The 25,192-nt window shown below is 56.1% G+C and carries 27 protein-coding genes; 15 read left to right on the top strand and 12 right to left on the bottom strand.

The genetic code is table 11. The annotated features are described in order from the left end of the window. Positions 1 to 37: 37 nt before the first annotated feature. Both phnC and OCH02_RS09285 read right to left on the bottom strand, forming a co-directional pair. Positions 38 to 871, bottom strand: coding sequence for a phosphonate ABC transporter ATP-binding protein (gene phnC / locus OCH02_RS09290; RefSeq protein WP_261430956.1), 834 nt, complete (start codon positions 869 to 871; stop codon positions 38 to 40). Positions 872 to 990: 119 nt separating this feature from the next. After that, complete coding sequence (locus OCH02_RS09285; RefSeq protein ID WP_261430955.1) at positions 991 to 2,013, bottom strand: zinc-binding alcohol dehydrogenase family protein; 1,023 nt, start codon at positions 2,011 to 2,013, stop codon at positions 991 to 993. A 138-nt stretch (positions 2,014 to 2,151) separates the two neighbouring features. Here OCH02_RS09285 and OCH02_RS09280 point away from each other — a divergent pair, with 138 nt between their 5' ends. Next, positions 2,152 to 3,057: a GntR family transcriptional regulator gene (locus OCH02_RS09280; protein WP_261430954.1), complete on the top strand. Its 906-nt coding sequence runs from the start codon at positions 2,152 to 2,154 to the stop codon at positions 3,055 to 3,057. A gap of 225 nt (positions 3,058 to 3,282) precedes the next feature. Beyond that, complete coding sequence (locus OCH02_RS09275) at positions 3,283 to 4,641, top strand: MFS transporter (RefSeq protein WP_261430953.1); 1,359 nt, start codon at positions 3,283 to 3,285, stop codon at positions 4,639 to 4,641. A 27-nt stretch (positions 4,642 to 4,668) separates the two neighbouring features. On the opposite strand, the gene trpS is transcribed toward OCH02_RS09275, so the two are convergent. Next, on the bottom strand, positions 4,669 to 5,676 hold the full coding sequence (gene trpS / locus OCH02_RS09270; RefSeq protein ID WP_261430952.1) for a tryptophan--tRNA ligase: 1,008 nt from the start codon (positions 5,674 to 5,676) through the stop codon (positions 4,669 to 4,671). A 185-nt stretch (positions 5,677 to 5,861) separates the two neighbouring features. Further along, complete coding sequence (locus OCH02_RS09265; RefSeq protein ID WP_261430951.1) at positions 5,862 to 6,770, bottom strand: LysR family transcriptional regulator; 909 nt, start codon at positions 6,768 to 6,770, stop codon at positions 5,862 to 5,864. A 127-nt stretch (positions 6,771 to 6,897) separates the two neighbouring features. Here OCH02_RS09265 and OCH02_RS09260 point away from each other — a divergent pair, with 127 nt between their 5' ends. Next, positions 6,898 to 7,644, top strand: coding sequence for an SDR family NAD(P)-dependent oxidoreductase (locus tag OCH02_RS09260; RefSeq protein ID WP_261430950.1), 747 nt, complete (start codon positions 6,898 to 6,900; stop codon positions 7,642 to 7,644). Positions 7,645 to 7,755: 111 nt separating this feature from the next. Here OCH02_RS09260 and OCH02_RS09255 read toward each other — a convergent pair whose 3' ends face one another. The 3 genes from OCH02_RS09255 to OCH02_RS09245 all read right to left on the bottom strand — a co-directional run bounded on the left by OCH02_RS09255 (position 7,756) and on the right by OCH02_RS09245 (position 10,427). After that, positions 7,756 to 8,283 (bottom strand): cysteine hydrolase family protein, encoded by a 528-nt coding sequence (locus OCH02_RS09255; protein WP_261430949.1) that lies wholly within the window; start codon positions 8,281 to 8,283, stop codon positions 7,756 to 7,758. A gap of 27 nt (positions 8,284 to 8,310) precedes the next feature. Then, positions 8,311 to 9,414 carry a suppressor of fused domain protein gene (locus OCH02_RS09250; protein WP_261430947.1) on the bottom strand — a complete coding sequence of 368 codons (1,104 nt, stop codon included), beginning with the start codon at positions 9,412 to 9,414 and terminating at the stop codon, positions 8,311 to 8,313. 110 nt (positions 9,415 to 9,524) lie between these two features. Further along, complete coding sequence (locus OCH02_RS09245) at positions 9,525 to 10,427, bottom strand: LysR family transcriptional regulator (protein ID WP_261430946.1); 903 nt, start codon at positions 10,425 to 10,427, stop codon at positions 9,525 to 9,527. A gap of 122 nt (positions 10,428 to 10,549) precedes the next feature. Here OCH02_RS09245 and OCH02_RS09240 point away from each other — a divergent pair, with 122 nt between their 5' ends. After that, positions 10,550 to 11,056, top strand: coding sequence for a phenolic acid decarboxylase (locus tag OCH02_RS09240; RefSeq protein ID WP_153857560.1), 507 nt, complete (start codon positions 10,550 to 10,552; stop codon positions 11,054 to 11,056). Between the two features lie 3 nt (positions 11,057 to 11,059). On the opposite strand, the gene OCH02_RS09235 is transcribed toward OCH02_RS09240, so the two are convergent. Together OCH02_RS09235 and OCH02_RS09230 are read right to left on the bottom strand one after the other, a co-directional pair. Then, entirely contained in the window at positions 11,060 to 11,941 is an 882-nt protein-coding gene (locus OCH02_RS09235; protein ID WP_261430944.1) for an oxygenase MpaB family protein, read from the bottom strand. Positions 11,942 to 11,999: 58 nt separating this feature from the next. Further along, complete coding sequence (locus OCH02_RS09230) at positions 12,000 to 12,980, bottom strand: quinone oxidoreductase family protein (RefSeq protein WP_261430942.1); 981 nt, start codon at positions 12,978 to 12,980, stop codon at positions 12,000 to 12,002. A gap of 120 nt (positions 12,981 to 13,100) precedes the next feature. On the opposite strand from OCH02_RS09230, the gene OCH02_RS09225 reads away from it, so the two are divergent. From OCH02_RS09225 to OCH02_RS09205, 5 genes are all read left to right on the top strand, one after another. Beyond that, a complete protein-coding gene (locus OCH02_RS09225; protein ID WP_261430941.1) occupies positions 13,101 to 13,991 on the top strand; it encodes a LysR family transcriptional regulator in 891 nt (296 codons plus the stop codon). Between the two features lie 29 nt (positions 13,992 to 14,020). Then, positions 14,021 to 14,464: an acetyltransferase gene (locus OCH02_RS09220; protein ID WP_261430940.1), complete on the top strand. Its 444-nt coding sequence runs from the start codon at positions 14,021 to 14,023 to the stop codon at positions 14,462 to 14,464. Positions 14,465 to 14,713: 249 nt separating this feature from the next. Then, positions 14,714 to 15,739, top strand: coding sequence for a methionine ABC transporter ATP-binding protein (locus OCH02_RS09215; protein WP_261430938.1), 1,026 nt, complete (start codon positions 14,714 to 14,716; stop codon positions 15,737 to 15,739). Continuing rightward, a complete protein-coding gene (locus OCH02_RS09210; RefSeq protein WP_261430937.1) occupies positions 15,732 to 16,400 on the top strand; it encodes a methionine ABC transporter permease in 669 nt (222 codons plus the stop codon). Before OCH02_RS09215 ends, OCH02_RS09210 begins: the two co-directional genes overlap by 8 nt. A gap of 17 nt (positions 16,401 to 16,417) precedes the next feature. Further along, a complete protein-coding gene (locus tag OCH02_RS09205) occupies positions 16,418 to 17,239 on the top strand; it encodes a MetQ/NlpA family ABC transporter substrate-binding protein (protein WP_390901838.1) in 822 nt (273 codons plus the stop codon). 52 nt (positions 17,240 to 17,291) lie between these two features. Here the strand turns inward: OCH02_RS09205 and OCH02_RS09200 are convergent, their stop codons facing one another. Further along, on the bottom strand, positions 17,292 to 17,936 hold the full coding sequence (locus tag OCH02_RS09200) for a TetR/AcrR family transcriptional regulator (protein WP_261430936.1): 645 nt from the start codon (positions 17,934 to 17,936) through the stop codon (positions 17,292 to 17,294). Between the two features lie 175 nt (positions 17,937 to 18,111). On the opposite strand from OCH02_RS09200, the gene bhsA (OCH02_RS09195) reads away from it, so the two are divergent. The 5 genes from bhsA (OCH02_RS09195) (at position 18,112) to OCH02_RS09175 (ending at position 22,450) form a co-directional block, all read left to right on the top strand. Beyond that, positions 18,112 to 18,369 carry a multiple stress resistance protein BhsA gene (gene bhsA, locus OCH02_RS09195; RefSeq protein WP_012005826.1) on the top strand — a complete coding sequence of 86 codons (258 nt, stop codon included), beginning with the start codon at positions 18,112 to 18,114 and terminating at the stop codon, positions 18,367 to 18,369. Positions 18,370 to 18,570: 201 nt separating this feature from the next. Beyond that, positions 18,571 to 18,828, top strand: coding sequence for a multiple stress resistance protein BhsA (bhsA, locus tag OCH02_RS09190; RefSeq protein WP_099063954.1), 258 nt, complete (start codon positions 18,571 to 18,573; stop codon positions 18,826 to 18,828). Between the two features lie 199 nt (positions 18,829 to 19,027). Beyond that, the gene (gene amyA / locus OCH02_RS09185; protein WP_261430935.1) at positions 19,028 to 20,518 is read left to right on the top strand and encodes an alpha-amylase; all 1,491 of its coding nucleotides are present in this window, start codon (positions 19,028 to 19,030) and stop codon (positions 20,516 to 20,518) included. Positions 20,519 to 20,641: 123 nt separating this feature from the next. Next, the gene (locus OCH02_RS09180) at positions 20,642 to 21,490 is read left to right on the top strand and encodes a PA4780 family RIO1-like protein kinase (RefSeq protein WP_129935589.1); all 849 of its coding nucleotides are present in this window, start codon (positions 20,642 to 20,644) and stop codon (positions 21,488 to 21,490) included. Between the two features lie 141 nt (positions 21,491 to 21,631). After that, positions 21,632 to 22,450, top strand: a complete 819-nt coding sequence (locus OCH02_RS09175) for an AraC family transcriptional regulator (RefSeq protein WP_261430934.1) — start codon at positions 21,632 to 21,634, stop codon at positions 22,448 to 22,450. Here the strand turns inward: OCH02_RS09175 and OCH02_RS09170 are convergent. Both OCH02_RS09170 and lsrG read right to left on the bottom strand, forming a co-directional pair. Further along, complete coding sequence (locus tag OCH02_RS09170; protein WP_261430933.1) at positions 22,447 to 23,040, bottom strand: LysE family translocator; 594 nt, start codon at positions 23,038 to 23,040, stop codon at positions 22,447 to 22,449. The two genes, OCH02_RS09175 and OCH02_RS09170, sit on opposite strands and share 4 nt — an antisense overlap. Before the next feature lie 87 nt (positions 23,041 to 23,127). Continuing rightward, complete coding sequence (gene lsrG, locus OCH02_RS09165; RefSeq protein ID WP_012005816.1) at positions 23,128 to 23,421, bottom strand: (4S)-4-hydroxy-5-phosphonooxypentane-2,3-dione isomerase; 294 nt, start codon at positions 23,419 to 23,421, stop codon at positions 23,128 to 23,130. 187 nt (positions 23,422 to 23,608) lie between these two features. Here lsrG and lsrK point away from each other — a divergent pair, with 187 nt between their 5' ends. Further along, the gene (gene lsrK, locus OCH02_RS09160) at positions 23,609 to 25,174 is read left to right on the top strand and encodes an autoinducer-2 kinase (protein ID WP_261430932.1); all 1,566 of its coding nucleotides are present in this window, start codon (positions 23,609 to 23,611) and stop codon (positions 25,172 to 25,174) included. The last annotated feature ends 18 nt before the right edge of the window (positions 25,175 to 25,192 follow it).

Raw genomic sequence — 25,192 nt, 5'->3', positions numbered from 1 at the left:
GCCTTGTGTGTGTAAGGTAAAAGTGAAAATAAGGGTTTCAATGGATCTGATTGGCGTCCTCGCCATACAGCTGGTGCAGTATCCGTTCGTTCAGTTGCGACGGATGACCGTCAAACACAATTTTGCCCTGGGCAATACCAATCACCCGGGTGCAATATTCTTTCACCAGTTCGACCGAGTGCAGATTCACCATCACCGCGATGTCGTTTTCACTGACTTTTTGCAGCGCATCCATAATGCGGCGGGTGTTTTTTGGATCGAGTGAGGCCACTGGCTCATCGGCCAGCAGAATTTTGGGGTTTTGCATCAGCGCACGGCAGATCGCTACGCGCTGCATCTGGCCACCGGACAGGTTCTCGGCGCGCTGCAACGCATGCGGCAGCATATTGAGCCATTGCAACAGTTCGATGGCGCGGGCGCGGTCAGCGTCATCAAACAGTTTGAAGAAGGATTTCAGGGTAGAAGTGTGGCTCAGACGGCCCAACAGCACGTTGGTTATCACGTCCAGCCGCGGTACCAGGCAGAAGTCCTGGAAGATCATGCCGCAGCGGGCACGCCATTGGCGCATTTGGCGGGCGCCCAGCTGCGCGATGTCCAGTGCCACACCGTCATCTTCAAAGTGCAGCATTTCGCCGCAGCTCGAAGGTATGGTGCCGTTCAGGGTGTGCAGCAGTGTAGATTTACCGGCGCCGGAACGGCCGATCACCGCCACGAACTCGCCAACGTGCAGGTCGAAGTTGATATCGTCCAGCACCCGTTGCTGTGATTTATAAGCTTTGCCCAAGCCTTTTACCGATAACACCTTGCGGGATGATAGCGGTTGTTGCCCTGGAAAGTCGGTAGTTGCTAGTTTTAACTGTGCCTGACCCATATGATTTCTCTGGTTTCAGTGACTAATCATTATGGGCACCTATTAACGAATAACTTTGTGACAACGGGATGATGGTTTTATGGCCGGGAAATGACGAATGCCGCCATTTCCCGCTGGGGTTAAAAGCGAATAAGGCCTTTAATCAGCTGCTTGTTATTGATCACCTGCTCTTCATAATGCTGCGCCAGGCTGTCGAAATCGAAATGGTGGGACAACATCATTCGGGCGGTGATCGCGCCTGCCGCCATCAGACGGCCGACCTTGGCGAAATCCTCTTCGGTCGCATTGCGACTGCCCATCAGGGTGGTTTCTTTTTTGTGGAACTCGGGGTCCGAGAATTGCAAATCCCCCTTGAACAGCCCAACAAAAACGATGCTACCGCCGTGACGGATCAGGTTGACGGCATTGTTCATCGCCTGTCGGCTGCCGGTGGCATCGATCACTTTAGCCGCCAGCATGCCGCCAAAATGGCCGCGCAGCCGGGCTTCAAACTGGTCATCCTGCGGATCGAGCGTCGGTAGTTGCAGCACCTGCTCAACATGCCGCCGCCGTTCGGCGCTGGTATCAACCACCACCACCTGCGCCCCGTCAGCCTTGGCGATCGCCGCCACCCCCAGGCCGATGGGCCCGGCTCCCACCACCAATAACGGATCGTCCGGCGCTATGGCCGCGCGGCGAACCGCATGAGCGCTGATGGCAAACGGCTCAATCAGGGCTGCGGCCTCTGGCGCCACGTCGTCCACCGCCAGCAGGTTGCTGACCGGCACGCTGAGATACTCGCAAAAGCCGCCGTCCTGATGTACGCCAATCACCGAAATATTCTCGCAGCAGTTGGTTTTGCCACTCTGGCAGGCACCGCAATGATGGCAGGAAAGATAGGGCATCACCGTCACGCGCTGCCCTACCTGCCAGCCGGCCGTCTGACTGCCCAGGCTGACAATCTCGCCGCATATTTCGTGGCCCAGGACCCGCGGATAACTAAAGAAAGGTTGCTGACCGGACCAGGCGTGAATATCCGTGCCGCAAATACCCACGGTAATCATTTTGATTACCGCTTCGGCCTGCGCAGGAATAGGTGCCGGACGCTGCTGATAAATTAATTTCGTTGGTTGCTCGAGAACTAATACTTTCATTGTTTTCATAACCTCCCCTTTATTTATGGGAAGAGTTATTAAATAAAAGCGCCGGCAAGCATGAAGTCGGAGGCGAAATCTGTGAAGCAGTACAAAATAAACCGCTTTAAATTGGTTTTAAATAGATAAAAAACATCCGAGGCTCGCATGAGCAGAACCCAGAACCTGCGCCACAACGTGGTTAACCAGATGATCGACAGCATCAACAATAGCCACCTGCGCTCTCCGCTGCCGTCCCAGGCCGCATTGGCCGAAATGTACAATATCAGCCGCACCACGGTGCGCCATACGTTGACGCATTTGTTCCAACGCGGCGTGCTGGAAAAGGTCGGCGACGACTATGTGATTTTACGCCAGCCACAGCCGGAAGACGGCTTCGACTGCCAAAGCCCTTCTCTGGACGAACAGGGAAAAAGGTTCGAAAAAGCGTTCTACCAAATGATTAATCAGAAACTGCTGCGCGCCGGGGACAGCTTCAGCGAGCTGCAACTGGCGCGCGCGGTCAATGTGAGCCCGGTGGTGGTGCGGGAATTTCTGCTGCACTTCAGCCGTTACAATCTGATCGAAAGCAGCAAGCGCGGGCAATGGCGCATGAAGCAGTTTGACCAGCGTTATGCCGAACAGCTGTTTGAGCTGCGCCAGATGCTGGAAACGCACGCCCTGTCCCACTTTATCAATCTGCCGGCGCATGACCCACGCTGGCTACAGGCCAAGGAACTGCTGAGCCGCCACCGCCAACTGCGGGAAGACATCAGCGACAATTATCGCCTGTTTTCCCAGCTGGACCGCGACTTCCACCAGCTGATCCTTTCCGCCGCCAATAACCCTTTTTTCAATCAGTCGCTGGAGATTATTTCGGTGATTTTCCACTTCCATTATCAGTGGGATGAGACCGATCTTAAACAGCGTAATATCATTGCCATTGAAGAACACATGACCATTCTCAGCGCGCTTATTTGCCGTAACGATCAGGAAGCCATCAACGCGCTGCACCGCCATTTGGATACCGCCAAACAGTCGATGATCCGCTCACTCAATCAGGCCATCGTGTGAGCTGCAGGGTGTTTTTTATCGATAAAAAACACCCTGACGTCATTTAAAACCGATAAAAAGCAGCAAAATACTGGCTGTCGCACGGAACCGTAACAAAACCCACCGCCTAAAATATTTCGCCCTCTAGGCTTACTGCCGACCACCTGCTAATACCTTCATTAAGACACCACCCAGGGGAATACCCGGAATAATAAATATTATTAATGCGAAATTCTGGAGGATAAAATGGAAAGAAGTCATACGATTAATACCGGGAAGGAACAGGGTGAACCCTATTCCGATCACATAATTCCGATGCCGCCTGAGGGAATGCTGGTCCGCTCGGCCAGAATTAAAAAAATTCAAACCACAGCCATGGTGCTGTTATTTTTGGCAGCCATAATCAACTTTCTTGACCGCAGCTCGCTCTCAGTGGCGAACTCCACCATCCGGCAAGAAATGGGGCTGAGCGGTACCGAAATCGGCTTGTTGCTGTCGGCATTCTCCCTGGCCTATGGCATCGCCCAGTTGCCCTGCGGCCTGCTGCTGGATCGTAAAGGTCCACGCATCATGCTGGGGATCGGCTTGTTTGTCTGGTCGGTATTCCAGACGCTGTCCGGCATGATCCACAGCTTCACCCAATTTATCTGGGTACGTATCGGGCTGGGGATTGGCGAAGCCCCCATGAACCCCTGCGGCGTGAAAGTGATCAACGACTGGTTCAATATCAAGGATCGCGGCATGCCGATGGGGATTTTTAATGCCGCTTCGACCATCGGGCTGGCAATCAGCCCACCGATCCTCACCGCCATGATGCTGGCCTTCGGATGGCGCGGCATGTTTATCACCATCGGCGTTTTGGGTATCGCACTGTCCATCGGCTGGTACATGCTGTATCGCAACCGACAGGACGTCAGCCTGAGCGCTCAGGAACAGGCTTATTTGAATGCCGGTAGCGTCAGCGCCCGCTCTGAACCGATGAACTTTCGCGAATGGCGCGCACTGTTCAGGAACCGTACCATGTGGGGCATGATGATTGGCTTCAGCGGCATTAACTACACCGCCTGGCTATACCTGGCCTGGCTGCCGGGTTATCTGCAGACCACTTATCATCTGGATCTGAAAAGCACCGGACTGCTGAGTGCCATTCCGTTCCTGTTTGGCGCCGCCGGCATGTTGTCGAACGGCTTCGTCACCGACTTTTTGGTGCGTCGCGGCATGGCACCGCTGAAAAGCCGTAAAATTTGCATCGTCGCCGGTATGTTGCTGTCCGCTTCCTTTACCGCCGTGGTCGCTCAGGCCACCACCACTTACAGCGCGGTATTGCTGATCGGCATGGCGCTGTTTTGCATCCACTTTGCGGGTACCTCCTGCTGGGGCCTGATCCACGTGGCGGTGAATTCACGCATGACCGCTTCGGTCGGCAGCATTCAAAACTTTGCCAGCTTTATCTTTGCCTCGTTCGCGCCAGTGGTCACCGGTTGGATCCTGGATACCACCCACTCTTTCAGCCTGGCCCTTACCCTCTGCTCCTGCTTTACCGTCATCGGCGCGCTGTCGTATATCTTCGTGGTTAAACACCCGATCGTTGACAGCGCCGCCTGACGCCCCTCCCAACACAGGGGCCGGTATTCAACTCAGGGTAAAGAAATCCAGCCCCAATGCGGCCTTCACCTGCCCCAGCGTTTGCCGACTGACCTGGTCGGCACGTTGGGTGCCCTGACGCAGAATGCGCAACAGCTCGCCTTTATCGGCCAGGTATTGCGCCCGGCGAGTGCGGATCGGCTCCAGCAGGCTTTGCAGGCAATCTTCCAACAGGCGTTTGATTTTCATGTCGCCCAACCCACCACGGCGATAGTGCGCTTTCAGCTCCGCCACCAGCGCGCCATCGTCACAGAAGGCATCCAGATAGGTGAACACCATATTGCCCTCCACCCGGCCGGGATCGTTGATATTCAAATGGCCCGGATCGGTAAACATGCTCATCACCGCCTTATGTACCTGATCGGCGTCGGCGCCCAGAGTGATGGTGTTACCGCGCGACTTCGACATCTTGCCCTGCCCGTCCAACCCCGGCAGACGGCTGACGTGACTTAACAACGGCTGGCACTCCGTCAAGACTTGCCGGCCGACAATGTGATTGAAACGCCGGACGATCTCGTTGGTTTGCTCCAGCATCGGCAATTGGTCGTCGCCAACCGGCACGTGAGTGGCACCAAAGGCGGTAATGTCCGCCGCCTGACTAACCGGGTAGACCAGAAAGCCGGCCGGCAGGCTGCGAGAAAAGTCTTTTTCGATGATTTCACTTTTCACCGTCGGATTGCGTTCCAGCCGCGCCACGCTGACCAGGTTGAGATAATACATGGTCAACTCAGCCAGCGCCGGCAGCGCGGATTGCAGGCAAAGGGTGGTCTTCTGCGGGCAGATACCGACCGCCAGATAGTCGGCGACCAGATTAAGCACGTTGGTGCTGATTTTTTGCGGATTGTTGCCGTTATCGGTCAACCCCTGCAGATCCGCCACCAGCACCGTTTGCTGATGGTGTTGTTGCAGCTCAACGCGCTGGCGCAGTGACCCGACGTAGTGACCTAAATGCAGGGAGCCGGTGGGACGATCGCCGGTCAGAATGGTATAGCTCATTGCCTTGCTCCTGAAAGTAAATACACCACCGGATCAACGCAATAAAAATGCCGCCAGAACCGGCGGCATTGAAAAGAGGTGTGAATACCCGTGCCGCCTTCAGAAGAGGCGCCACCAGGACTGATTAACTGTGGATTGCATCGGTATATTCATGCTTTTAAGGTATCCCCCCTGTATGCGTATTGTCAATCACCGCAGGTTGCCAAATTCAGCGCCTGTTCAGCGGCAATACGACAAAAAGCGTCCGTCAGCGGTGAAGCCGTGCGCCACGCCAGCGCCAGCGTATAGGCTACCGGGCTGCCTGTGCCGTTCAGTTCGCGGAACACCACGCCGGGCGATTGCAGTCTTGCAAACAGGGCCGGCATCAACGCTATCCCCACACCGCCCGCCACCAGCCCGCCGATGGTCTGCATCTGCCGTGCCTCCTGCACGATATGCGGACTGAATCCCGCCACCGCACAGGCCTGCAGGATCGCCGTGTGCATACCGGGGCCGTAATGCGCCGGAAACAGCACCCAGGGTTGATCGGCCAGGCTGCTCAACGTCACTTGCTGCTGCGCCGCCAGCGGGTGGTTTTCCGGCAATGCCAGCACCATGCGATCGAACAGGAAAGGCAGGATCTGCAAGCCCTCTTGCGGCGTTACCGGTAGCACTACCATGCCAATGTCGGCGCGGTCATCGCGCAGGGCGATCAATTGCTCGGCGGTCGTCGCCTCCTGCAGGTGAAACTCCGCCTGCGGATGCGCCTGGCGAAACTGCCGCAGAATGCCGGGCAACAGAGCGTTTACCGTGCTGTCGACGAAGGTCAGACGCAACGACTCCGTCAGGCCGCGTGCCGCACGTCGGGTATTGCCGAGGGTGCGTTCAAACTGCGCCAACGTGCGCCGCGCCTCAATCAGAAACACTTGCCCCGCTTCGGTGATCCTGGTGACGCGGTTGCCGCGTTCCAGCAGCAGCACGCCCAGCTCCTGCTCAATCTTTCGAATAGCGGCCGTCAGCGGGGGTTGTGCCATATGCAAGCGCTCGGCGGCGCGGTGAAAGCTCATTTCTTCCGCGACGGCAACAAATTGCCGCAGTTGGCGTAGTTCAATCACGCAATACCTTTTTCGTATTTTGAAAGCATGAATAGAGTATTGGATGTATCAATAGCAAAAGCCAATACTTTCCCGACCGCACAGTGCTGCGCCATTCCGGTGCGCTCGGCGAGAAAGGAGAACAGTTATGACGCAACGTACAGCGATTGTTACCGGCGGTTCCAGCGGTATTGGGCTGGCCATCGCTCAACAACTGGCGCAACAGGGTTACCGTGTCGCCATTGTGGCGCGCGACCCGCAACGCCTGCGGCAGGCGGCGCAGGAAATAGGGCCCGCTACCCGCTACTATTCGGCGGACTTGAGCCGCCGCGGGCCAGTGGAAGACGTCGTCGCTCAGTTGGCAGCCGATCTCGGTACGGTAGATGTCCTGATCAACAACGCCGGATTTACCCGGGTCATTGCCGCCAATACGCCGTTGGCGCAGGCCGAGCAAGAGTGGGACGCGGTGATCGAAGGGAACCTGAAAAGTACCTTCCTGTTTACCCTGGCGATGTTGCCACACCTGAGCAAACCGGGCGGCCGTATCATTAATCTGAGCTCGATTGCCGCCCAGTGCGGCAGCGGCAGCGCGGGTGCATTAGGTTATTCCGCTGCCAAAGCCGGCGTGCAGGGCTTTACTCTCAGTCTGGCACGCGAACTTGGCCAGTTGGGGATTACCGTCAACGCCATTGCGCCGGGGTTTATCGCCGATACTCGCTTCTTCGGCGCCGGACTACCGCAGGATCGCATTGACGCCATTGCCACTGAAACGCCGATGGGCCGCACCGGTCGGGTGGAGGACATCGCCAGCGCCGCACTGTGGCTGGCGTCAAAAGAGGCCTCGTTCGTCACCGGAACCATCACCTCGATTAACGGCGGTGCGCGGGTCGGTTAAGAAAACAGAGCCGAGTAGGTCAGCGCCGGACAAAGTGGCAGCACGCAGGGCGGGATTGAAATAACGCTAGCGGGCCCGCCGCGTATAACGGGCCCGTGTTTTATCTGGCGATCAAAAGTGAATTTCCGCCGTCGGCAGCGCGTTGATCAACACGCCAAAGCTTTCAATATTCGACAACGTGGCGTTGTGATGAGCACGGATCTGCAAGCCAGTCGCGTAGGCTTTGTCGTGACTGGTATGGGCGTCGGCGGCCAGCGTCACCGGATAGCCTAACCCGGCGGCACGACGGGTGGTGGTGTCGACGCAAAACTCACTGGAGTAGCCGCAAACCACCAGGTGCGAAACACCGTTGGCCACCAGCAACGGCCCCAATCCGGTACGCAGAAAGGAGTCCGGCGTGGTTTTCTCCACCCGATGATCGCCGTCTTTCACCTGCAAACGGCCGTCAATCTGCCAGGCATCGCTGCCGTGCGCCAGCTCATCGTCCGGAGTCTGATGCTGGATAAAAATCACCGGTACCCCAGCCCGACGGGCAGCAGTGCTCAAACGGTTAATGCGATCAATCGTCGCTTCGGCATCGGCCGGCGGCGGCGTAAACAACCCTTGCTGCACATCAATAATTAACAGAGCGGACGTCATGATAACTCCCGTGAATTTTACCGACGATCAGCATAGCGGTTGGCGCGGACGGAAGATATGCTCAACACCCTGTTCACGCAACTTACTCACCAGATCGTGACCGCCATTCGGCGTCGCGTGCGCCAGCAGGCGCTCGCCTTCAAATACCGGGCTGGCCCAAAAAATATTCACCGGGTCGCCATACTGTTTCGGCAGGTTCAGGTGTTCACTATAGGGGTAAAACGAAGAGGACAGCACGTAGCCCTCATAACCCTGTGGTGCCACCTCAGATTCCAGGGTATGGCCTTCGCCAAACCAGGTAATTTTAGCCCATGGCGCGTGGGCGAATCCGGCCAGTGCGCTGGCCATCTGCACCGCATTTTCCTCGGTCATATACTGACCGTCGATGGCGATGCCCATTTCCATGCGGCGGTATCGGGAAGCGTCGTCGTTAAACAGGATTTCCACCCACGGCATCGGGCGGATACTGACGCCCATGGTGAGAAAATAGTAGATGCCGTCGCGCTCATGTTGGGTGATAGCCATCGGTGGCCATTTTCCCTGATCGATCGCGTAGTATTTCACCGAAGGGCCAAAATGCTGATCGTAAATCGCCTGATAGTCGCTCTGCATTTTTGGCCATGGGTTACCCTCTTCCCGCTGCCAACTGCGCCAGAACTGGCGGGTGTTTTCTGCCAGCGCATACTGAGTATTCGTGGAGGCGGATCCCAGCGGATAAGCCAATGGGCTTTCCTTGATGCAACTGGCGGAATAGCACACCGAGTGGTCGATATACAGACTCCAGCCAGGGATCACCGCCAGCAGTTGGCCGTAATACCACAGCGCCGCACCGTCGTCGCTCTCCGTCCAGACCACCATCAGCCCTTCCGGGTTCAGTGGCGCTTCCCCCTCCAGATTGCGGCAAAACTCGGCGGCCAGCATCGGTGGTTGGCCCAGTGCCAGTGCCGCACTGTCTTCCTGCTGCGGCGCGGCCGCCAGGTTACGCAGCCAACAGGCGCGCACCTGAAAACGTTCGCTATTTTCTTCAGAAGGATAAATATAAAAATAGGCAGCCCGACTATCTTGCTGAACCACCGCCACCAGCGTCTGGTTCTCATTACTGACTTCAGCAAGTACGTGTGACTCGTTCATATAACCTCAAATAGGTTCAAGGCGCAGAATAATGCTGCACGCTAAATAAAATGGAAAATGGCTTTTGCCCAGTGTAAAGCGCATTAGCGGCCGGATCACCCGTAAAAGTCTCAAAATTTCGGGCCGTTGGCTAATTGTTCGCCGGGTTGCACCGCATCGGTAATCATTTCCGCCATGGCTCTGGTCGTCAAATCAAAATATCCCTGAGGGTTGCCATAAATTAAATATAGCGGCGTGGCACGGATCCGCTGCCCGGCAAGCGGCAAGGGCTGTAATTCACCACTGGCCAGCAGCCCGGTGATCCGGTCCTGTGGCAACCAGCCATATCCCACCCCATGGCATATCGCCTGTATCGCCGCGTCAAAGGTAGTAAAACTCCACGCAGCATCGGCATCAGCTTGCTGCAGAGGATCGGTAATCACCACGCGATGAAAACGTACCAGTTCGGCCTGAGTCAGCGGGCCATGCAATTGATGCAACGGATGTTGGCGATGGGCGACGGCGATAAAATTCACATCCATCAAAAAACTGCCGTCCACCGAAGCATCCGGCGGTAAAGTGGTGATATACAAGTCGGCATCACCTTGTGCCAGCAGTTCCCGGCTTTCACCCCGCAGGATCTCACGTAACCGTACCTGCGTTTGCGGATAGCGCTGTTGAAATTGCCGCAGTGCGCGAAACAATAATGGCTTGGGAAAAACGCTGTCCGCTACCAGCGTTAACGCCACCTTCTCCCCCAGAGCAAATGCCGACGCCCGCGCTTCAAGCTGGGTGAAAGCGGTAATCAGCGGTTTGGCATGTTCCAATAATGCCCGGCCCTCCACCGTCAATTCCGCCTTACGGCCGACAATCATCAGCAATTTAACCCCCAGCCGCTCCTGCAAGGTATGCAAACTGTAACTCACCGAGGATTGGCTGCGGTGCAGGTATTCAGCCGCCTGAATATACCCCCCTTGCTCAATCACGGCCTGCAGCGTGTGCCACTGATCCAGAGTGGTTTTGGGTGCCCGCATTCTCGCCTCCTAAAACATCTAATAATTCGATTATTAAGCGCCAATATTAGCGTTTTTATATCGATTTTTATCAGCGTAGGCTACTCATATCGACTTGAAACACTCCCAAAAAGGAACCCATTATGAGCAGCTTTGACAAACACGACCTGAGTGGTTTTATTGGCAAACACCTGGTGTATACCTATGACAACGGCTGGAATTATGAGATCTACCTGAAGAATGCCGGAACCATCGATTACCGGATCCACAGTGGGTTAGTGGGCAATCGCTGGGTGAAAGATCAGGCGGTCTACGTGGTTCGGGTGGCCGCAGAAGTGTATAAGATTTCATGGACTGAACCGACCGGGACCGACGTTAGCCTCATCGTTAATCTGGGCGATCTGATTTTCCACGGCACCATTTTCTTCCCGCGCTGGGTTATGAATAATCCGCAGCACACCGTATGTTTCCAAAATGAGCACCTGGCGCAGATGGCAGCCTATCGTGAAGCAGGTCCGACGTACCCGACTGAAGTCATCGACGAATTCGCCACCATTACCTTTGTCCGCGACTGCGGTGAAAACGATGAGCAGGTGATTAACTGTCCGGCCAGCGAGCTGCCTGCAAATTTCCCTGCTAACCTGCGGTGATGGTCAATGCGCTACGACGGCTTTGTTAATTCGTCGTAGCGCCCGTTGATAGGAGCCGTTGCGCATCGAGCCTCGCAGCACCTTACCTACGCCACCGACGCCGGCTCGCACCAGTTTTTGCCGCAATACGCCGGACGAAAAACCAAACTGCTGCTGCGCCCACTCCGGTAGCAAATCGATGCCCGCCTGCATCACCAATATGCCAAATGGTCGTGCCAGCGCGCTCGGTGCCGGGGCCGCCAGCAGAATACGAGCCACTTCCTGCGTGCGTTCATCGCACACCAACTGCGACTGCATTCGCTGCAGATAATCCTCGACCGCCGCGCAAGAAATGGGGATATTGCGTGCCCCCAGTGCCGCGGCGACTCGCGCCGTTTCACGGTAATAACCGTCCTGCTGTTCGCGGGAAAGATGCGGGTTGCGGTAGCGTAGATGGCTGGCTAAAAAGCAGCTGCTTTCCACCACGTGTACCCAGGTGAGCAGGTCAGGATCGCTGGCGGCGTAAGGCCTGCCATCGCTGCTGACGCCGTTGACCCGCAGGTGAATGGCTTTGACTTTGGCGATCAGCCGTTCGGCCTCGGCGGTGGGGCCAAAGGTGGTGACGGAGACAAACTGGCTGGTGCGGCGCAGGCGGCCGAGCATATCGTCGCGGAAGTTGGAATGATCCCAGACGCCGGCCAGCGCCAACGGGTGCAGCATCTGCAGCAGTAAGGCGCTGACGCCCCCGCACAGCATGGTGGTGAAATCACTGTGTACCTGCCAAATGACCGACTGCGGCCCATACAGGCCCGGGTCACCCGGCGGGTTTTCAAAGTCGACATCGCCAAGCGCCAGCCCGGTCAGGCCGATCACCTGTTTTTCTATCGCTGCACGTATCACTTCCATCCTGACTGACCCCCATTATCGCCTGGCGGCCAGTGTAACATGCAGCGGAAGGCCGCTTTTAACTCTGCGGGTCGCGATCGTTCAGCAATACAATCTTGCCGGCAAAGCTGCGATCCTCCAGCCGGCGATGAGCAGCCGCCCCTTCACTGAGCGGGAAGGTTTCAATATGGGGCACGGCAAACTCGCCGTTCTGCCAACTGCTGAACAGGCGCTCGGCCCTTTCTCGCCTTGCCCCGGCGCTATTAAGGTAGGTCCAGAGGTCACCACCAACCACGCCCTTGGAATCCATCATCAGGTCGTAGGCGGAAATAGCGGGTGCTTCGCCGCCCGCCATGCCGAAGGTGACTACCCGGCCACCGGGACGCAGCGCGTCGATGCTCTGTTGCAGCGTGATGCCCACCGAGTCAAAACCGTACTCAACGCCACCGTCGGTCAGCGCAGCAATTTGCGCGACCCAATCCTGCTGATAAGTGAAGGCTGCCGCTGCGCCGTTGTTCAGTGCAATCTGCTGTTTGTGCGCCGAAGACACCACGGCGTAAACCTGTGCGCCACGCGCCACCAGCATACGCGTCAAAATTTGTCCGACGCCGCCGGCAGCGGCATGCACCAAAGCGCGATCGCCCGCTTTCACCTGCACGCTGTCATTAATCAGGTACTGCGCCGTTAGCCCCTGCAACAGAATCGAAGCGGCTTCGACGTCGCTCAGTGCCTGCGGCAGCCGCAGGGCATGCTCCACCGGCACGTTGATACGCGTGGCGTGGCAAAAAGGGACGTCGGCGAAACCAATTCGCTCCCCCAACCGCCAGCCATCGACTCCTTCGCCCACGGCGATAATAGTTCCCACGCCTTCGTAACCGCCGATATGAGGCGGGTTGCCGTGCAGCACGTAGTTGCCCTTGCGGCGATAAATATCCGCGAAATTCAGCCCGGCGGCCCCCATGCTCACCTGCACCGCACCCGCCGGTACCGCTGGCGTCGGCAGCTCAAGGTATTCGAGCACGTCCGGCCCGCCAAAATGTTCAAATGCTAATGCGTGCATGTTGCTGCTCCGAAAAGTTTCCGCCAATAACACACTGACGGTCGATAGAATGATTATCGCAAAGCGCTATAATCAGGAGAAGTAGCCCACAGAGCATTCAGAAAACACCAGGGGTTTATAATGGACCGATTAACCAGCATGGCGGTGTTTGTGCGAGTGGTAGAAAAAGGCAGCTTTGTCGCCGCCGCCGAGGAGATGGCCATCTCCCCAACCATGGTCGGCAAACACATCCGCTACCTGGAGCAACGGCTGAATGCACCGCTGCTGAACCGTACCACCCGCAGGCAGGGGCTGACCGAGACCGGCCGGGTGTTCTACGAACGCTGCCGCCGTCTGCTGGCCGACGCTGACGCCGCCGAAGCCAGTGCCCGGGCGCTATTAAGTTCCCCCAGCGGCCTGCTGCGCATCAGTGCCCCCGTCACGTTCGGCAACCGCGTACTGACGCCGGTCCTCACCGAGTTCCTGCAGCGGCACCCAGAGGTAGAAGCGGAAGTGGTGCTGTCGGACCGCAAGGTAGACTTGATTGAAGAAGGCTACGAGGCGGCGTTTCGCATCGGACCGGTGGCCGACGATGGCCTGGTGGCCCGCGCCCTGCCCGATTACCGCATGACGCTGGCCGCCTCACCGGACTATCTGGCGCAGCAGGGTGTGCCAACCCAGCCGGAGCAACTCAGCGCACACAGCTGTTTTGGTTTTAGTCAGTGGGACGGCAACCATTTCTGGCGCTTGCAGGGGCCGACGGGGGAAATCAGCGTGCCGGTCAGGCCGCGGCTGCGGATGGACTCTGGCGAAGGGGTACGTCGGGCGGCGCTGGCCGGTTTCGGTATTGCGCTGCACGCCTGCATGCTGCTGGAAGCAGATATTGCCAGTGGCCGCTTGGTGCAAGTACTGCCGGACTATTCACCGCTGTCGCGGCCGATGCATCTGGTCTATCTGCCCGAACGACGGCAGTCACCCAAGCTGGAAGCTTTTATCGCCCTGACCGTCGCCAGACTCTGGGGCCGCGTTTAAAATAAGCTAATTCAATCACAGGGGTTTCTATGATCACTATCCGAGCTCGCGCAGCACAAGACAATGCGCAACTGGCGGAAATTTGGCAGCGTTCGGTCCGCGCCACCCACCATTTTCTCAGCGAAGAAAATATCGCCCAACTCTACCCGTTGGTGCTTAACGACTATTTGCCGACGGTTGACGTTTGGGTTGCAGAAGATCGACCCGGTCATCCCTGCGGTTTTATCGGGCTGAGCGGTAATAAAGTAGAAATGCTGTTTATCGATGCAGAGCAGCGTGGCAAAGGCGTCGGCAGAGCACTGCTGGCCCACGCCGAAACGTTGCATGATGAGTTGCAGTTGGACGTTAATGAACAGAACCCGCAGGCCAGCGGTTTTTACCGCCACTACGGTTTTGAAATTACCGGCCGTTCGGCACTCGACGGTCAGGGCAATCCTTTCCCGCTGCTGCACATGAAGCTCGACAAACGTTAAAGTCAATAAAGCGGCCAAATCCCCGTTGGCCGCGGTTCCACCATCGCTTCTGCTCATCACTTCATATATCAAATAAGAATATCTAATAGAATCTATATTCTTCCTGTCACTATAAACCCCCGGTAGGATTGCCCTGTATTCACCAGCAACAGACGTCCCGCCTGCCCTTATTCCAGGAAACCGAACACAGCCTGGCGTTACGCACCCTGGGCGGAATGCTGTGATGTATTAATAAGGATCCACTTCGCTATGATCGTTCTTTCGAACGTTTGCAAAACTTTTGACAGTGCACAGGGCCGCGTCGTCGCGGTGGATGATGTCAACCTGGCCGTCGAAACCGGACAAATCTACGGCATTATTGGTTACAGCGGAGCGGGTAAAAGCACCCTGATCCGTTTGCTTAACGGGCTGGAAGCCCCCACCAGCGGCAGCATTCAGGTCGAGGGGTTCGAGATCGCCAAAGCCAGGGGCGACCAGTTACGCCAGGCACGCCTGAAAATCAGCATGGTGTTTCAGCATTTCAACCTGCTGTGGTCACGTACCGTCAGCCAAAATATTGCCTTCTCGATGCAAATCGCCGGCGTGCCCAAAGCGCAGATAAACCCGCGCGTGGCAGAGCTTATCGCACTGGTTGGCCTGCAGGGGCGTGAGGATGCTTATCCGTCGCAGCTTAGCGGCGGACAGAAACAGCGCGTCGGTATCGCCCGCGCCCTGGCCAATAACCCAGGAGTATTACTGTGCGATGAGGCCACCTCGGCGCTCGATCCCCAGACCACCGACTCGATTCTGGATCTGCTGCTGGATATCAACCGCAAACTGAACCTGACCATTGTGCTGATCACCCATGAGATGCACGTAGTGCGCAAAATTTGCCACCGGGTGGCGGTGATGGAAAACGGCCGCATCGTCGAAGAAGGCCCGGTTATCGATGTTTTCACCCGGCCGCAGCAGCCGATTACCCAGCAGTTCGTTAAACAGGTTGCGCAATATCAGGAAACCGAGGAAAGCTTTAACCCTTTACTGGCTCAGCATCTGCCGGGCGCAATTTTCAAGCTGACCTTTGTCGGTGTGCAAACCCATCAGGCGGTGATTTCCGACGTGATCCTGCGCTACAGAGTGAGCATTAACATTCTGCACGGCAAAATCAGCCAGACGCTGAACGGTTCCTTTGGCGAGCTGTATATCCACGTCGAAGGCAACGACCTGCAAATCGACAGCATGTTGAAATTATTAAGAGAACAACAAATCGCCGTTGAGGTGATTAAACATGATTGAGTCACTGTTCCCTCACCTGCGTATTGACCCGTTGCTGAACGCCACCTGGGAAACCCTGTACATGACCGGCATCGCCGGGTTGGCTACGCTGGTGCTGGGCATCGTACTGGGCGTACTGCTGTTCCTGACGTCTCGCGGCCAACTGCTGCAAAACCGCGCCGTCTATTCGCTGATTTCAGTGCTGGTCAACGTATTCCGCTCCATCCCCTTCATCATTCTGATTGTGCTGCTGATCCCGTTCACCAAGACGTTGATCGGCACCATTTTGGGGGCCGATGCCGCGCTACCGGCGCTGATTGTCGGCGCCGCGCCCTTCTACGCCCGGCTGGTTGAGATTGGCCTGCGCGAGGTGGACAAGGGAGTCATAGAGGCGGCACGTTCCATGGGGGCCAAAACCAGCACCATTATCTTCCGCGTGCTGCTGCCGGAGTCTTCCCCGGCGCTGGTTTCCGGGATTACCGTCACCCTGATAGCGCTGGTGAGCTACACCGCGATGGCCGGGGTGATCGGCGCAGGCGGGCTGGGTAATCTGGCCTATCTGGAAGGTTTTCAACGCAATCACGGTGACGTGACGCTGGTGGCGACACTGACGATCCTGCTGATCGTTTTCGTTATCCAGTTCATCGGCGACACCATGACAACAACGCTCGATAAACGATAAATAACCAGGGAATAATGATGATGAAAAAGCAAATAATGATGCTGGCTTTCGCCTCACTGACCGCGTTGAGCTCCTTTGGCGCCGCCGCGGAAACCAAGCTGGTGGTTGGCGCGTCCAACGTGCCGCACGCGGAGATCCTCGAGCAGGCCAAGCCGATTCTGGCGAAGGAAGGCATCGATCTGGTGATCAAACCTTTCCAGGACTACATCCTGCCGAACACCGCGCTGGCCAGTCACGATATTGACGCCAACTATTTCCAGCACGTGCCCTACCTAAATTCGGTGCTGAAGGACCATGCCGGCGATAAGAGTTACGACTTTGTCAGCGCCGGGGCCATCCATATCGAGCCGATCGGCATTTACTCCAAGAAATATAAAAGCCTGAAAGATCTGCCGGACAACGGCAAAATCATCATGCGTGATGCCGTCGCGGAAGAAGGCCGCATTCTGTCTATCTTTGAAAAGGAAGGCGTGATTAAGCTGAAACCGGGCGTGAGCAAGGTCGATGCTCGCATTTCTGACGTGGTGGATAACCCGAAACACCTGAAGTTCCTGGCGAACGTGGAAGGCGCGCTACTGCCGCAGATGTACAACAACGATGAGGGCGATGCGGTGGTGATTAATGCCAACTATGCCATCGATGCCGGGCTGAACCCGACCAAAGACCCGATTGCGGTAGAAAGCGGTGAAAACAACCCCTACGCCAACATCATCACCGTGCATAAGGCTGACGTGAACAAGCCGGAAATCGTAGCGCTGGTAAAAGTGCTGCACTCCAAGGCGATTCAGGACTTCATCCGCCAAAAATACCAGGGCGCGGTGATCCCGGTTAACCAGTAATGCCCACTCAGGCCGCAGCAATGCGGCCTGATTTCCTGGCGAGTGCCCTTCCCTAGACTTTATTGCCCACCTGACTCAGGCGCGGCCAAACCAGCATCAGTGCATCGAGCAAGCGATATAAATCCTCACGGCTGGCCCCTTCACGTGCCTGAACCGACATCCCTTCAATGGTACAGACGATATATTTCGCCAATAGCGCGGTATCCGTTTTCGCCAATAACTCCCCCTGCTGTACCTTGCGGTCAAAACAGTCTCGCAGGCTGGCTTCATTCGAATGATGTTTTTTACGCAGCATCTCGGCCACTTCATCGGAAGACGAAGACAGCGCCGCGGAGGCACAGACCATAAAGCAGCCGGACGGCGTATCCGGATCGGTAAACACCTCCGCCGAAGAACGCACATAAGCCTCAACGATTTCCGCTATTGGCAAATCCTGCTCCAACAGTTGATTGGTACAGGTGGTGTATTTTTGCAGATATCGCTCCACCGCCGCGCGGAACAGCCCTTCCTTGTTACCAAACTCGGCATACAACGTTGGCGCTTTTGCACCGGTGACGTCTACCAGATCGGCCAACGACGTAGAGTCATAGCCGTGCCGCCAGAACAGATCGAGCGCGCTGTCCAGCGCACGGTCGCGATCAAACTGTTTCGGTCTGCCACGTGTTTTTTTGGCGCAGACTTCTTCATTGATACTCATAGACCCTCTCTTATCCCGCCCCGCAGCAGGGCTTGGTAATTAAATTAACGATCATTATAAAAAAATATTGCGCTGCCGTCGAGAAGCGATTAACATTTAGTTATCGATCGTTAAGTAATTATGACGACAAAGATTAACCAACCCAGTTTACGCTGCTGATATAGGAATTAACATCATGAAAAACTTAAAAATTACTCTTGCCGCCATCGCACTGGCCTCTGCTTCTTTCGGTAGCTTCGCCGCTGACCTGGTTCACAACCAGCCGGCAGATCAGCAAAAACTCGGTGTGATCACCGTCAGCGGTGCTTCCGATATCAGCTCGCTGGAAGCTGATTTGGCAGCCAAAGCAGATGCAGCCGGTGCAAAATCATTCCGCATCATTGGTGCCGGTGGCAACAATCAACTGCATGGCACCGCAGTAATCTATCAATAACAATCAGTTAATCGTCATTCTCTGGGCCGATAACGGCTATTATCTTCCCGGTTAACGACGATAAGAAAAAATTAATTAACGAACATTAAAAAAATAGTTGCAAAGCGCCGAACAGGCGTCTAACATTAAATTATCGATCGTTAATTAATTTAACGACCCAATAAAAACATCGTACAGAATATCGAGATAGGAAATAAGACCATGAAAAACCTGAAAATGACCATCGCTGCCATCGCACTGGCTTCTGTTTCTTTCGGTAGCTTCGCCGCCGACCTGGTAAATGCCCAACCGGCCGATCTGCAAAAAGCCGGTGTGGTTACCGTTAGCGGTGCTTCCGACCTGACCAGCCTGGAAAACAAACTGGCTGCCAAAGCGGATGAAGCAGGTGCCAAATCATTCCAGATCATCTCAACTACCGGCGACAACAAGCTGCACGGTACTGCGATTATCTACAATTAATTGCTGAATCAGAAATTGCGCAAAGAGGCGGCCCCGGCCGCCTTTTGTTTTTTCCGCATAATAAATACCACTGGCTTTGTGGCCGGTATTAGCCGCCAGAACCGAGTTTCCCTTTTGCCAAAACTAGCCCATGCTGTAACAGGATGGATGAGCCACGGCTCATCCTGCACCTCTTTTTGGCAAATAGGGCGGCTTGCTCATGACGAAAAAAACCACCTTGCTGCAGTTTTTCCATTGGTATTACCCGGATGGCGGCCAGTTATGGCCAGAGGCAGCCGAACGCGCAGCGCAAATTGCCGGGCTGGGCATCACCGACTTGTGGCTGCCTCCCGCCTATAAGGGGGCTTCGGGCGGCTATTCGGTGGGCTACGACAGTTATGATCTGTTCGACCTGGGCGAGTTCGATCAAAAAGGCAGTCGCGCCACCAAATACGGTGACAAAGAGGGGTTGGCAAACGCCGTGAATACGCTTCGCGACAACGGCGTGCGGGTGATTTATGACGTGGTTTTCAACCATAAACTCGGTGCCGATGAGAAAGAACAGGTTCACGTGTACAAGGCGGATGCCAACAACCGCAACGATATTAATGACCAGGGCTTCGACGCCCTGGCCTACACTCGCTTCACTTTCCCCGGCAGACAAGGCACCTATTCCAAATTCATTTGGGATTACAAATGCTTTGGCGGAGTTGATTACGTTGAGCAGCCCGATGAAAAAGGCGTGTTCAAAATCGCCAATGACTACGGCGACGACGGCTGGAACGATCAGGTTGGCGACGAAAAAGGCAATTATGATTATCTGATGGGAGCGGACGTCGAATTTCGCAACCCGGCGGTAGTGGAAGAGCTGAAATACTGGGCACGCTGGCTGCTGGAAACCCTGCCCTGCGATGGCTTCAGGCTCGACGCGGCCAAGCACATTCCGGCCTGGTTCTTTAAAGAGTGGGCCGATCACGTGCGCGACAGCGCGCAGCGCGATCTGTTTATTGTCGCCGAATATTGGTCGCACGATCTGGCGGCGCTGCAACAGTATATTGACCTGGTCGAGGGCAAGGTCATGTTGTTCGACGTAGCCTTGCACCTGAAGTTTCATCAGGCATCGAAACAGGGTGACGGGTTCAACATGGCGCAGATTTTTACCGATACCCTGACCGCTGCCGATCCAGCCCATTCGGTCACGCTGGTCGCCAACCACGACACGCAACCGCTACAATCGCTGGAAGCACCGGTCGAACCCTGGTTCAAACCGCTGGCCTACGCCTTGATCCTGTTACGCGAACAGGGCGTGCCCTGCGTGTTCTATCCTGACCTGTACGGTGCCAGTTATAAAGATAAAGGCAGCGACGGCCAGGAATACCAGATTGAGATGCCGATCATCCCTGAACTGGAAAAGTTGATTCAGGCGCGACAACGCTTTGCCAACGGCGTGCAAACCGATTATTTTGATGATAAAAACTGCGTGGCTTTCAGCCGCAGCGGTACCGCCGACGCCCCTGGTTGCGTAGTGGTACTCACCAATGGTGCTGAAAGCGGCAAAGCGGTTTCGCTGGGCGCTGAACTGGCACATAAAAACTGGCGCGATCTGCTTGGTAATCGGCAGGATGAGATCACTACCGACGAACAGGGGAATGCCACTTTCCCGGTAAATGGCGGCAGCGTCAGCGTTTGGGTTCTGGCAGATACCCTGTAGAGAATGCGCCGTTGCGGCAATCAGTCGCAGCGGCGACAAACTAAATTTTGCCTTTCGGGTCTAAATTAGGGTAACACCTTAGCAAACCATTCACACCGGAGCCTAAATAGGGTACAAGGCTGCATGAAAATTCCAAAACGACTCCAGCCATTGGTAGATGATGGTTTAATCGACGACGTCATCCGCCGTTTGAAAAGTGGCAAAGAAGCCGACGTCTTTATCGTGCGCTGCGGCGAAGAGATCCGCTGCGCCAAAGTTTACAAAGAAGCAGACAAGCGTAACTTCAAGCAGGCTGTGAACTATCAGGAAGGCCGCAAGGTGCGTAATAGCCGCGATGCGCGTGCCATGAGCAAAGGCTCGAAATTCGGTCGCCAGCAGCAGGAAGAAGCCTGGCAGAACACCGAGGTCGACGCGCTGTACCTGCTCGCCAAAGCGGGCGTGCGCGTGCCGCAGCCGGATATCTGTCTGGATGGCGTGCTGCTGATGGAACTGATCACCGACGAAGAAGGCCTGGTAGCCCCGCGTTTGAGCGATGTCACTCTGACGCCGGAACAGGCGCGGGCCGATCACGCACTGATGATGAATTACGCGGTGCGCATGCTGTGCGCCGGACTGGTACATGGCGACCTGTCGGAGTTCAACGTGCTGATGGACAAAAACGGGCCGGTGATTATCGATCTGCCGCAGGTGGTGGATGCCGCCGCCAACAACCACGCCAAAAGCATGTTCGAACGTGATATCAACAATATGTCGCAGTTTTACGGTCAGTACGCGCCGGAACTACTGGGCAGCAAATACGCCAAAGAAATTTGGGCGCTGTATCAGGAAGGCAACCTGACGCCGGCCAGCGTGTTGACCGGCAAGTTTGTCGAAAGCAACAAACGCGCCGATGTCGGTTCAGTGCTGGAGGAAATCCAGGCGGCCAGCGAAGAACATCAACGCCAGTTGATGGCCCGTAACGAAGAAGATTAAAAACCACCCCGGTCATTTCTGTGGCCGGGACTTATTCAATTCTGAAGACAGCCAAACACATTAAAAATCATCATCGCATTCCCTCCCACGCTCATTTTACGCTATAACAAGCTTGCCCTGTCGTCTCTGAAAGGAAAGCTCATGACCGCTACCGCGCCGCAATTCTGGCGTGATCCACAGCTCCCTTTTGTGGAAGCTCGCGCCATTGAAGATGGCCGCAAAGTTTGTTACGCCCTGCATAGCCATGAAATCTTCTCCATCGGTGCTATCACCGGCGGTACCAGCATTTATATTAACGGCAACCAACAACTGCAGGTCAGTACCGGCGACGTGGTGATGATTAACCCGCAGCAGGCCCACGCTTGCAACCCCATCGGTGAGCAACGCTGGTCATACATCATGTTTTATATTGATGCCACCTGGTTGGGTAAACTGCAGCAGGAGATCGCCGGTGGCGACGGGGGTTTTATTCCGTTTGCTCAGGTGATCAGCCATGCCCCTGACCTGTTCAACGGCCTGAACCGGCTGTATGCCCTACTGATCGATCCGCAGCATTGCCAGTTGGAAAAACAGATCGCTCTGGTGGAATACTTCACCGAGTTACAAATCTGTCAGGGCGATGTTCGCCTATCTACAGCCGAAGCCGAGCATCCGAGACTCGAGGCGGCGGCAAGCTTTATCAGCCAGCATTGCACCCAACCACTGACGCTGGAAGCCATCTGCCAAGCGGCAGCACTCTCGCCCTCTTACTTAATCCGCGCCTTTAAGCGGCGTTACGGCATGACGCCGCACGCCTACCTGGTCAATCAGCGTATTCAGTTCGGTCATCGGCTGCTGAAACGGGGCTATCCGATCGCCGCGGCCGCCAGCGAAAGCGGCTTTGCCGACCAGGCACACTTTCAACGCACCTTCAAACTGCTACTGGCTGCCACCCCCGGCCAGTACCAAAACCCGCGCTAAACGCCGTCGGCCAGCAAATAGCAGGCACTGGCCGCCAACAGCAATGCCATCAAACGATTAAAACGCTGCACATTGCGAGCCTGCTGCAATAGACCGGTCAGCATCGCGCCGGTGTAGGCCCAGCAGGCCACCGAGGCATAGCAGATAACAAAATAAATCACCGCAAACTGCCATAACAGCAGCCGGTCACCGTCGGCGACAAACGCCCCCAGACTGGCCACCGACGCCAGCCAGGCCTTGGGGTTCAGCCACTGCAACAAGGCGCCATACCAGAACGAGGGGGCTTGCGACTGGCTGCCGTTGCCCAGCCGTCCGTCGTCAAAGGCCAGTTGATAAGCCATAAACAGTAAAAAGGCGATGCCCGCCCACTGGATCACCTGAGTCAGCACCGGCCACAGCGTCAGTAACTTGTGCAGCCCCAGCCCAATCAGAATCAATAGCAGGGTAAAACCCAGCGTGGCGCCAAAAACATGCCGCAGGGTGGCGTTAAAACCAAATTGTGCCCCAGCGCTCAGCGCCACGATATTGACCGGGCCAGGGGTGATTGAAGAGGCCAGCGCAAAAGCGGCCATCGAAAGATAAATATTCATTACGGGCACCTGAGAAAGAGTTCACAGGTGCCAGATTGACGGCCAGAGTAAGCAATGTATTGAACAAAATTACCCTGGCGTATTGGCCTAACCCGGCATCAGACCGATAAAGCTGGTTTTCTTGCGCGGCCCGGTCATCAAGGCTTCCAGCTTTTCCACGCATTGCAGATAGTGCGGCGTCTTTTTGTGGGCGGCGACAGCCTGCTCGTCCCGGTAGGCTTCATAGATATAAAAACGCGTCGGGATGGTTTCATCCTGCAACACGTCAAAACGCAGGTTACCCGGCTCTTCGATCGCCCCCAGATGATTGGCGCGGAAGACCTCAATAAACTCGTCGATCTTGTCCTGTTTAACGTTAATTTCTACCAGCGTGACGTGCATGGTGGCTCCTTGTTTCACCTTGAAGGTCAATGTGCTTTCCAACCATAGGTTTATTCGCGCTGATTTACCCCCCGCAACGGCAATTTTGCAGCACAGTTCACAAATCCTGCCGGCCTCGCCATTTCCCTCATCGGTACAAAGTACAGGCCATCTATAGTTAAGATCCCAACCCCAGAGAGTGTGAGCTATGGATAACTATTTGATGGCGCTGGACGCAGGCACCGGTAGCATTCGCGCGGTCATCTTCAGTCTGGCAGGCAATCAGATCGCACAGGGCCAGGCCGAATGGCGACATTTGGCGGTGCCAGGGGTGGCCGGCTCGATGGAGTTTGATCTGGCCCATAACTGGCAACTGACCTGCCAGTGCATTCGCCAGGCGCTGCAAAATGCCGGTATTTCTGGGCAGGCGATCCGTTCCATCGCCTGTTGCTCGATGCGCGAAGGCATAGTGCTTTACGATCGCGACGGCACGCCAATCTGGGCCTGCGCCAACGTTGATGCGCGCGCCAGCGAGGAGGTCAGCGAGCTGAAAGAGCTGCATAACCATAATTTCGAACGTGAGGTTTACCAATATTCAGGCCAAACGCTGGCGCTAAGCGCTATGCCGCGCCTGCTGTGGTTGGCGCATCACAGACCGGACATTTACCGTCAGGCCGCGACCCTGACCATGATCAGCGACTGGCTGGCGAACATGCTGAGCGGTGAACTGGCGGTCGATCCTTCCAACGCCGGGACTACCGGCATGCTGGATTTGGTCAGCCGTGACTGGCGACCAGCGTTGCTCGACATGGCCGGGCTGCGCGCCGATATGCTGTCACCGGTGAAAGAAACCGGCACTGTACTGGGGCACGTCACCGAACAGGCGGCCCAACAAAGTGGCCTGCTGCGCGGTACGCCGGTAGTGATGGGCGGCGGCGATGTGCAGTTGGGCAGTCTGGGACTGGGGATAGTCCATGCCGGGCAAACTGCGGTATTGGGTGGCACCTTCTGGCAACAAATCGTCAATCTGCCAGAGCCGGCTATCGATCCGGAGATGAACATCCGTATCAATCCGCACGTGATCCCCGGTATGGCCCAGGCAGAGTCGATCAGCTTCTTCACCGGATTGACCATGCGCTGGTTCCGCGACGCCTTCTGCGCCGAAGAAAAGTTGATGGCCGAACGACTGGGCGTGGACGCCTACAGCCTGATGGAAGAGATGGCAGCACGAGTGCCGCCTGGGGCCTACGGAGTGATGCCGATTTTCTCCGATGCCATGCATTTCAAGACCTGGTACCACGCCGCACCTTCGTTTATCAACCTGTCGCTCGATCCGGAACGCTGCAATAAACAAACGCTGTTTCGTGCGCTGGAAGAAAACGCCGCGATTGTTTCGGCCTGCAATCTGGAGCAAATCGCCCGTTTCTCCGGCGTGCAAGCACGCTCGCTGGTATTTGCCGGCGGTGGCTCGAAGGGCAAGCTGTGGAGCCAAATTCTCAGCGACGTGACCGGCCTGACGGTGCGCGTACCTGTGGTGAAAGAAGCCACGGCACTGGGTTGCGCGATTGCTGCCGGAGTGGGGGCCGGACTGTATGAGTCGCTGGCCCAAACCGGCGAACAACTGGTGCGCTGGGAGCGTGAGTATCAGCCGGATATGGCCAATCATCAGCTGTACCAACGACAAAAAGAGACCTGGCAACAGGTCTATGCCGACCAGCTAACGCTGGTAGACCATGGCCTGACCACCTCGATGTGGAAAGCGCCGGGATTGTGAATCTGGTTCGGGCACGGC

The organism is Serratia quinivorans (assembly GCF_946227985.1).
In the GTDB taxonomy this organism is placed as follows: Bacteria; Pseudomonadota; Gammaproteobacteria; order Enterobacterales; family Enterobacteriaceae; genus Serratia; species Serratia quinivorans_A.
This window is presented reverse-complemented; position numbering and strand designations above follow the sequence as displayed.

What these genes read in the sequence shown, in the direction of transcription:
- OCH02_RS09180 (WP_129935589.1), top strand. Translation starts at nt 20,642, where the DNA reads ATGAAAATTCCAAAACGACTCCAGCCATTGGTAGATGATGGTTTAATC.
- OCH02_RS09210 (WP_261430937.1), top strand. Translation starts at nt 15,732, where the DNA reads ATGATTGAGTCACTGTTCCCTCACCTGCGTATTGACCCGTTGCTGAAC.
- OCH02_RS09235 (WP_261430944.1), bottom strand. Translation starts at nt 11,941, where the DNA reads ATGGAAGTGATACGTGCAGCGATAGAAAAACAGGTGATCGGCCTGACC.
- phnC (WP_261430956.1), bottom strand. Translation starts at nt 871, where the DNA reads ATGGGTCAGGCACAGTTAAAACTAGCAACTACCGACTTTCCAGGGCAA.
- lsrK (WP_261430932.1), top strand. Translation starts at nt 23,609, where the DNA reads ATGGATAACTATTTGATGGCGCTGGACGCAGGCACCGGTAGCATTCGC.
- trpS (WP_261430952.1), bottom strand. Translation starts at nt 5,676, where the DNA reads ATGAGCTATACCATTCTGACCGGCGATCGTCCCACCGGCTCCCTGCAT.
- OCH02_RS09245 (WP_261430946.1), bottom strand. Translation starts at nt 10,427, where the DNA reads ATGCGGGCACCCAAAACCACTCTGGATCAGTGGCACACGCTGCAGGCC.
- OCH02_RS09250 (WP_261430947.1), bottom strand. Translation starts at nt 9,414, where the DNA reads ATGAACGAGTCACACGTACTTGCTGAAGTCAGTAATGAGAACCAGACG.
- OCH02_RS09230 (WP_261430942.1), bottom strand. Translation starts at nt 12,980, where the DNA reads ATGCACGCATTAGCATTTGAACATTTTGGCGGGCCGGACGTGCTCGAA.
- OCH02_RS09170 (WP_261430933.1), bottom strand. Translation starts at nt 23,040, where the DNA reads ATGAATATTTATCTTTCGATGGCCGCTTTTGCGCTGGCCTCTTCAATC.
- bhsA (WP_099063954.1), top strand. Translation starts at nt 18,571, where the DNA reads ATGAAAAACCTGAAAATGACCATCGCTGCCATCGCACTGGCTTCTGTT.
- OCH02_RS09225 (WP_261430941.1), top strand. Translation starts at nt 13,101, where the DNA reads ATGGACCGATTAACCAGCATGGCGGTGTTTGTGCGAGTGGTAGAAAAA.
- OCH02_RS09215 (WP_261430938.1), top strand. Translation starts at nt 14,714, where the DNA reads ATGATCGTTCTTTCGAACGTTTGCAAAACTTTTGACAGTGCACAGGGC.
- OCH02_RS09200 (WP_261430936.1), bottom strand. Translation starts at nt 17,936, where the DNA reads ATGAGTATCAATGAAGAAGTCTGCGCCAAAAAAACACGTGGCAGACCG.
- OCH02_RS09260 (WP_261430950.1), top strand. Translation starts at nt 6,898, where the DNA reads ATGACGCAACGTACAGCGATTGTTACCGGCGGTTCCAGCGGTATTGGG.
- lsrG (WP_012005816.1), bottom strand. Translation starts at nt 23,421, where the DNA reads ATGCACGTCACGCTGGTAGAAATTAACGTTAAACAGGACAAGATCGAC.
- OCH02_RS09175 (WP_261430934.1), top strand. Translation starts at nt 21,632, where the DNA reads ATGACCGCTACCGCGCCGCAATTCTGGCGTGATCCACAGCTCCCTTTT.
- OCH02_RS09285 (WP_261430955.1), bottom strand. Translation starts at nt 2,013, where the DNA reads ATGAAAACAATGAAAGTATTAGTTCTCGAGCAACCAACGAAATTAATT.
- OCH02_RS09255 (WP_261430949.1), bottom strand. Translation starts at nt 8,283, where the DNA reads ATGACGTCCGCTCTGTTAATTATTGATGTGCAGCAAGGGTTGTTTACG.
- bhsA (WP_012005826.1), top strand. Translation starts at nt 18,112, where the DNA reads ATGAAAAACTTAAAAATTACTCTTGCCGCCATCGCACTGGCCTCTGCT.
- OCH02_RS09220 (WP_261430940.1), top strand. Translation starts at nt 14,021, where the DNA reads ATGATCACTATCCGAGCTCGCGCAGCACAAGACAATGCGCAACTGGCG.
- OCH02_RS09240 (WP_153857560.1), top strand. Translation starts at nt 10,550, where the DNA reads ATGAGCAGCTTTGACAAACACGACCTGAGTGGTTTTATTGGCAAACAC.
- amyA (WP_261430935.1), top strand. Translation starts at nt 19,028, where the DNA reads ATGACGAAAAAAACCACCTTGCTGCAGTTTTTCCATTGGTATTACCCG.
- OCH02_RS09205 (WP_390901838.1), top strand. Translation starts at nt 16,418, where the DNA reads ATGATGAAAAAGCAAATAATGATGCTGGCTTTCGCCTCACTGACCGCG.
- OCH02_RS09280 (WP_261430954.1), top strand. Translation starts at nt 2,152, where the DNA reads ATGAGCAGAACCCAGAACCTGCGCCACAACGTGGTTAACCAGATGATC.
- OCH02_RS09275 (WP_261430953.1), top strand. Translation starts at nt 3,283, where the DNA reads ATGGAAAGAAGTCATACGATTAATACCGGGAAGGAACAGGGTGAACCC.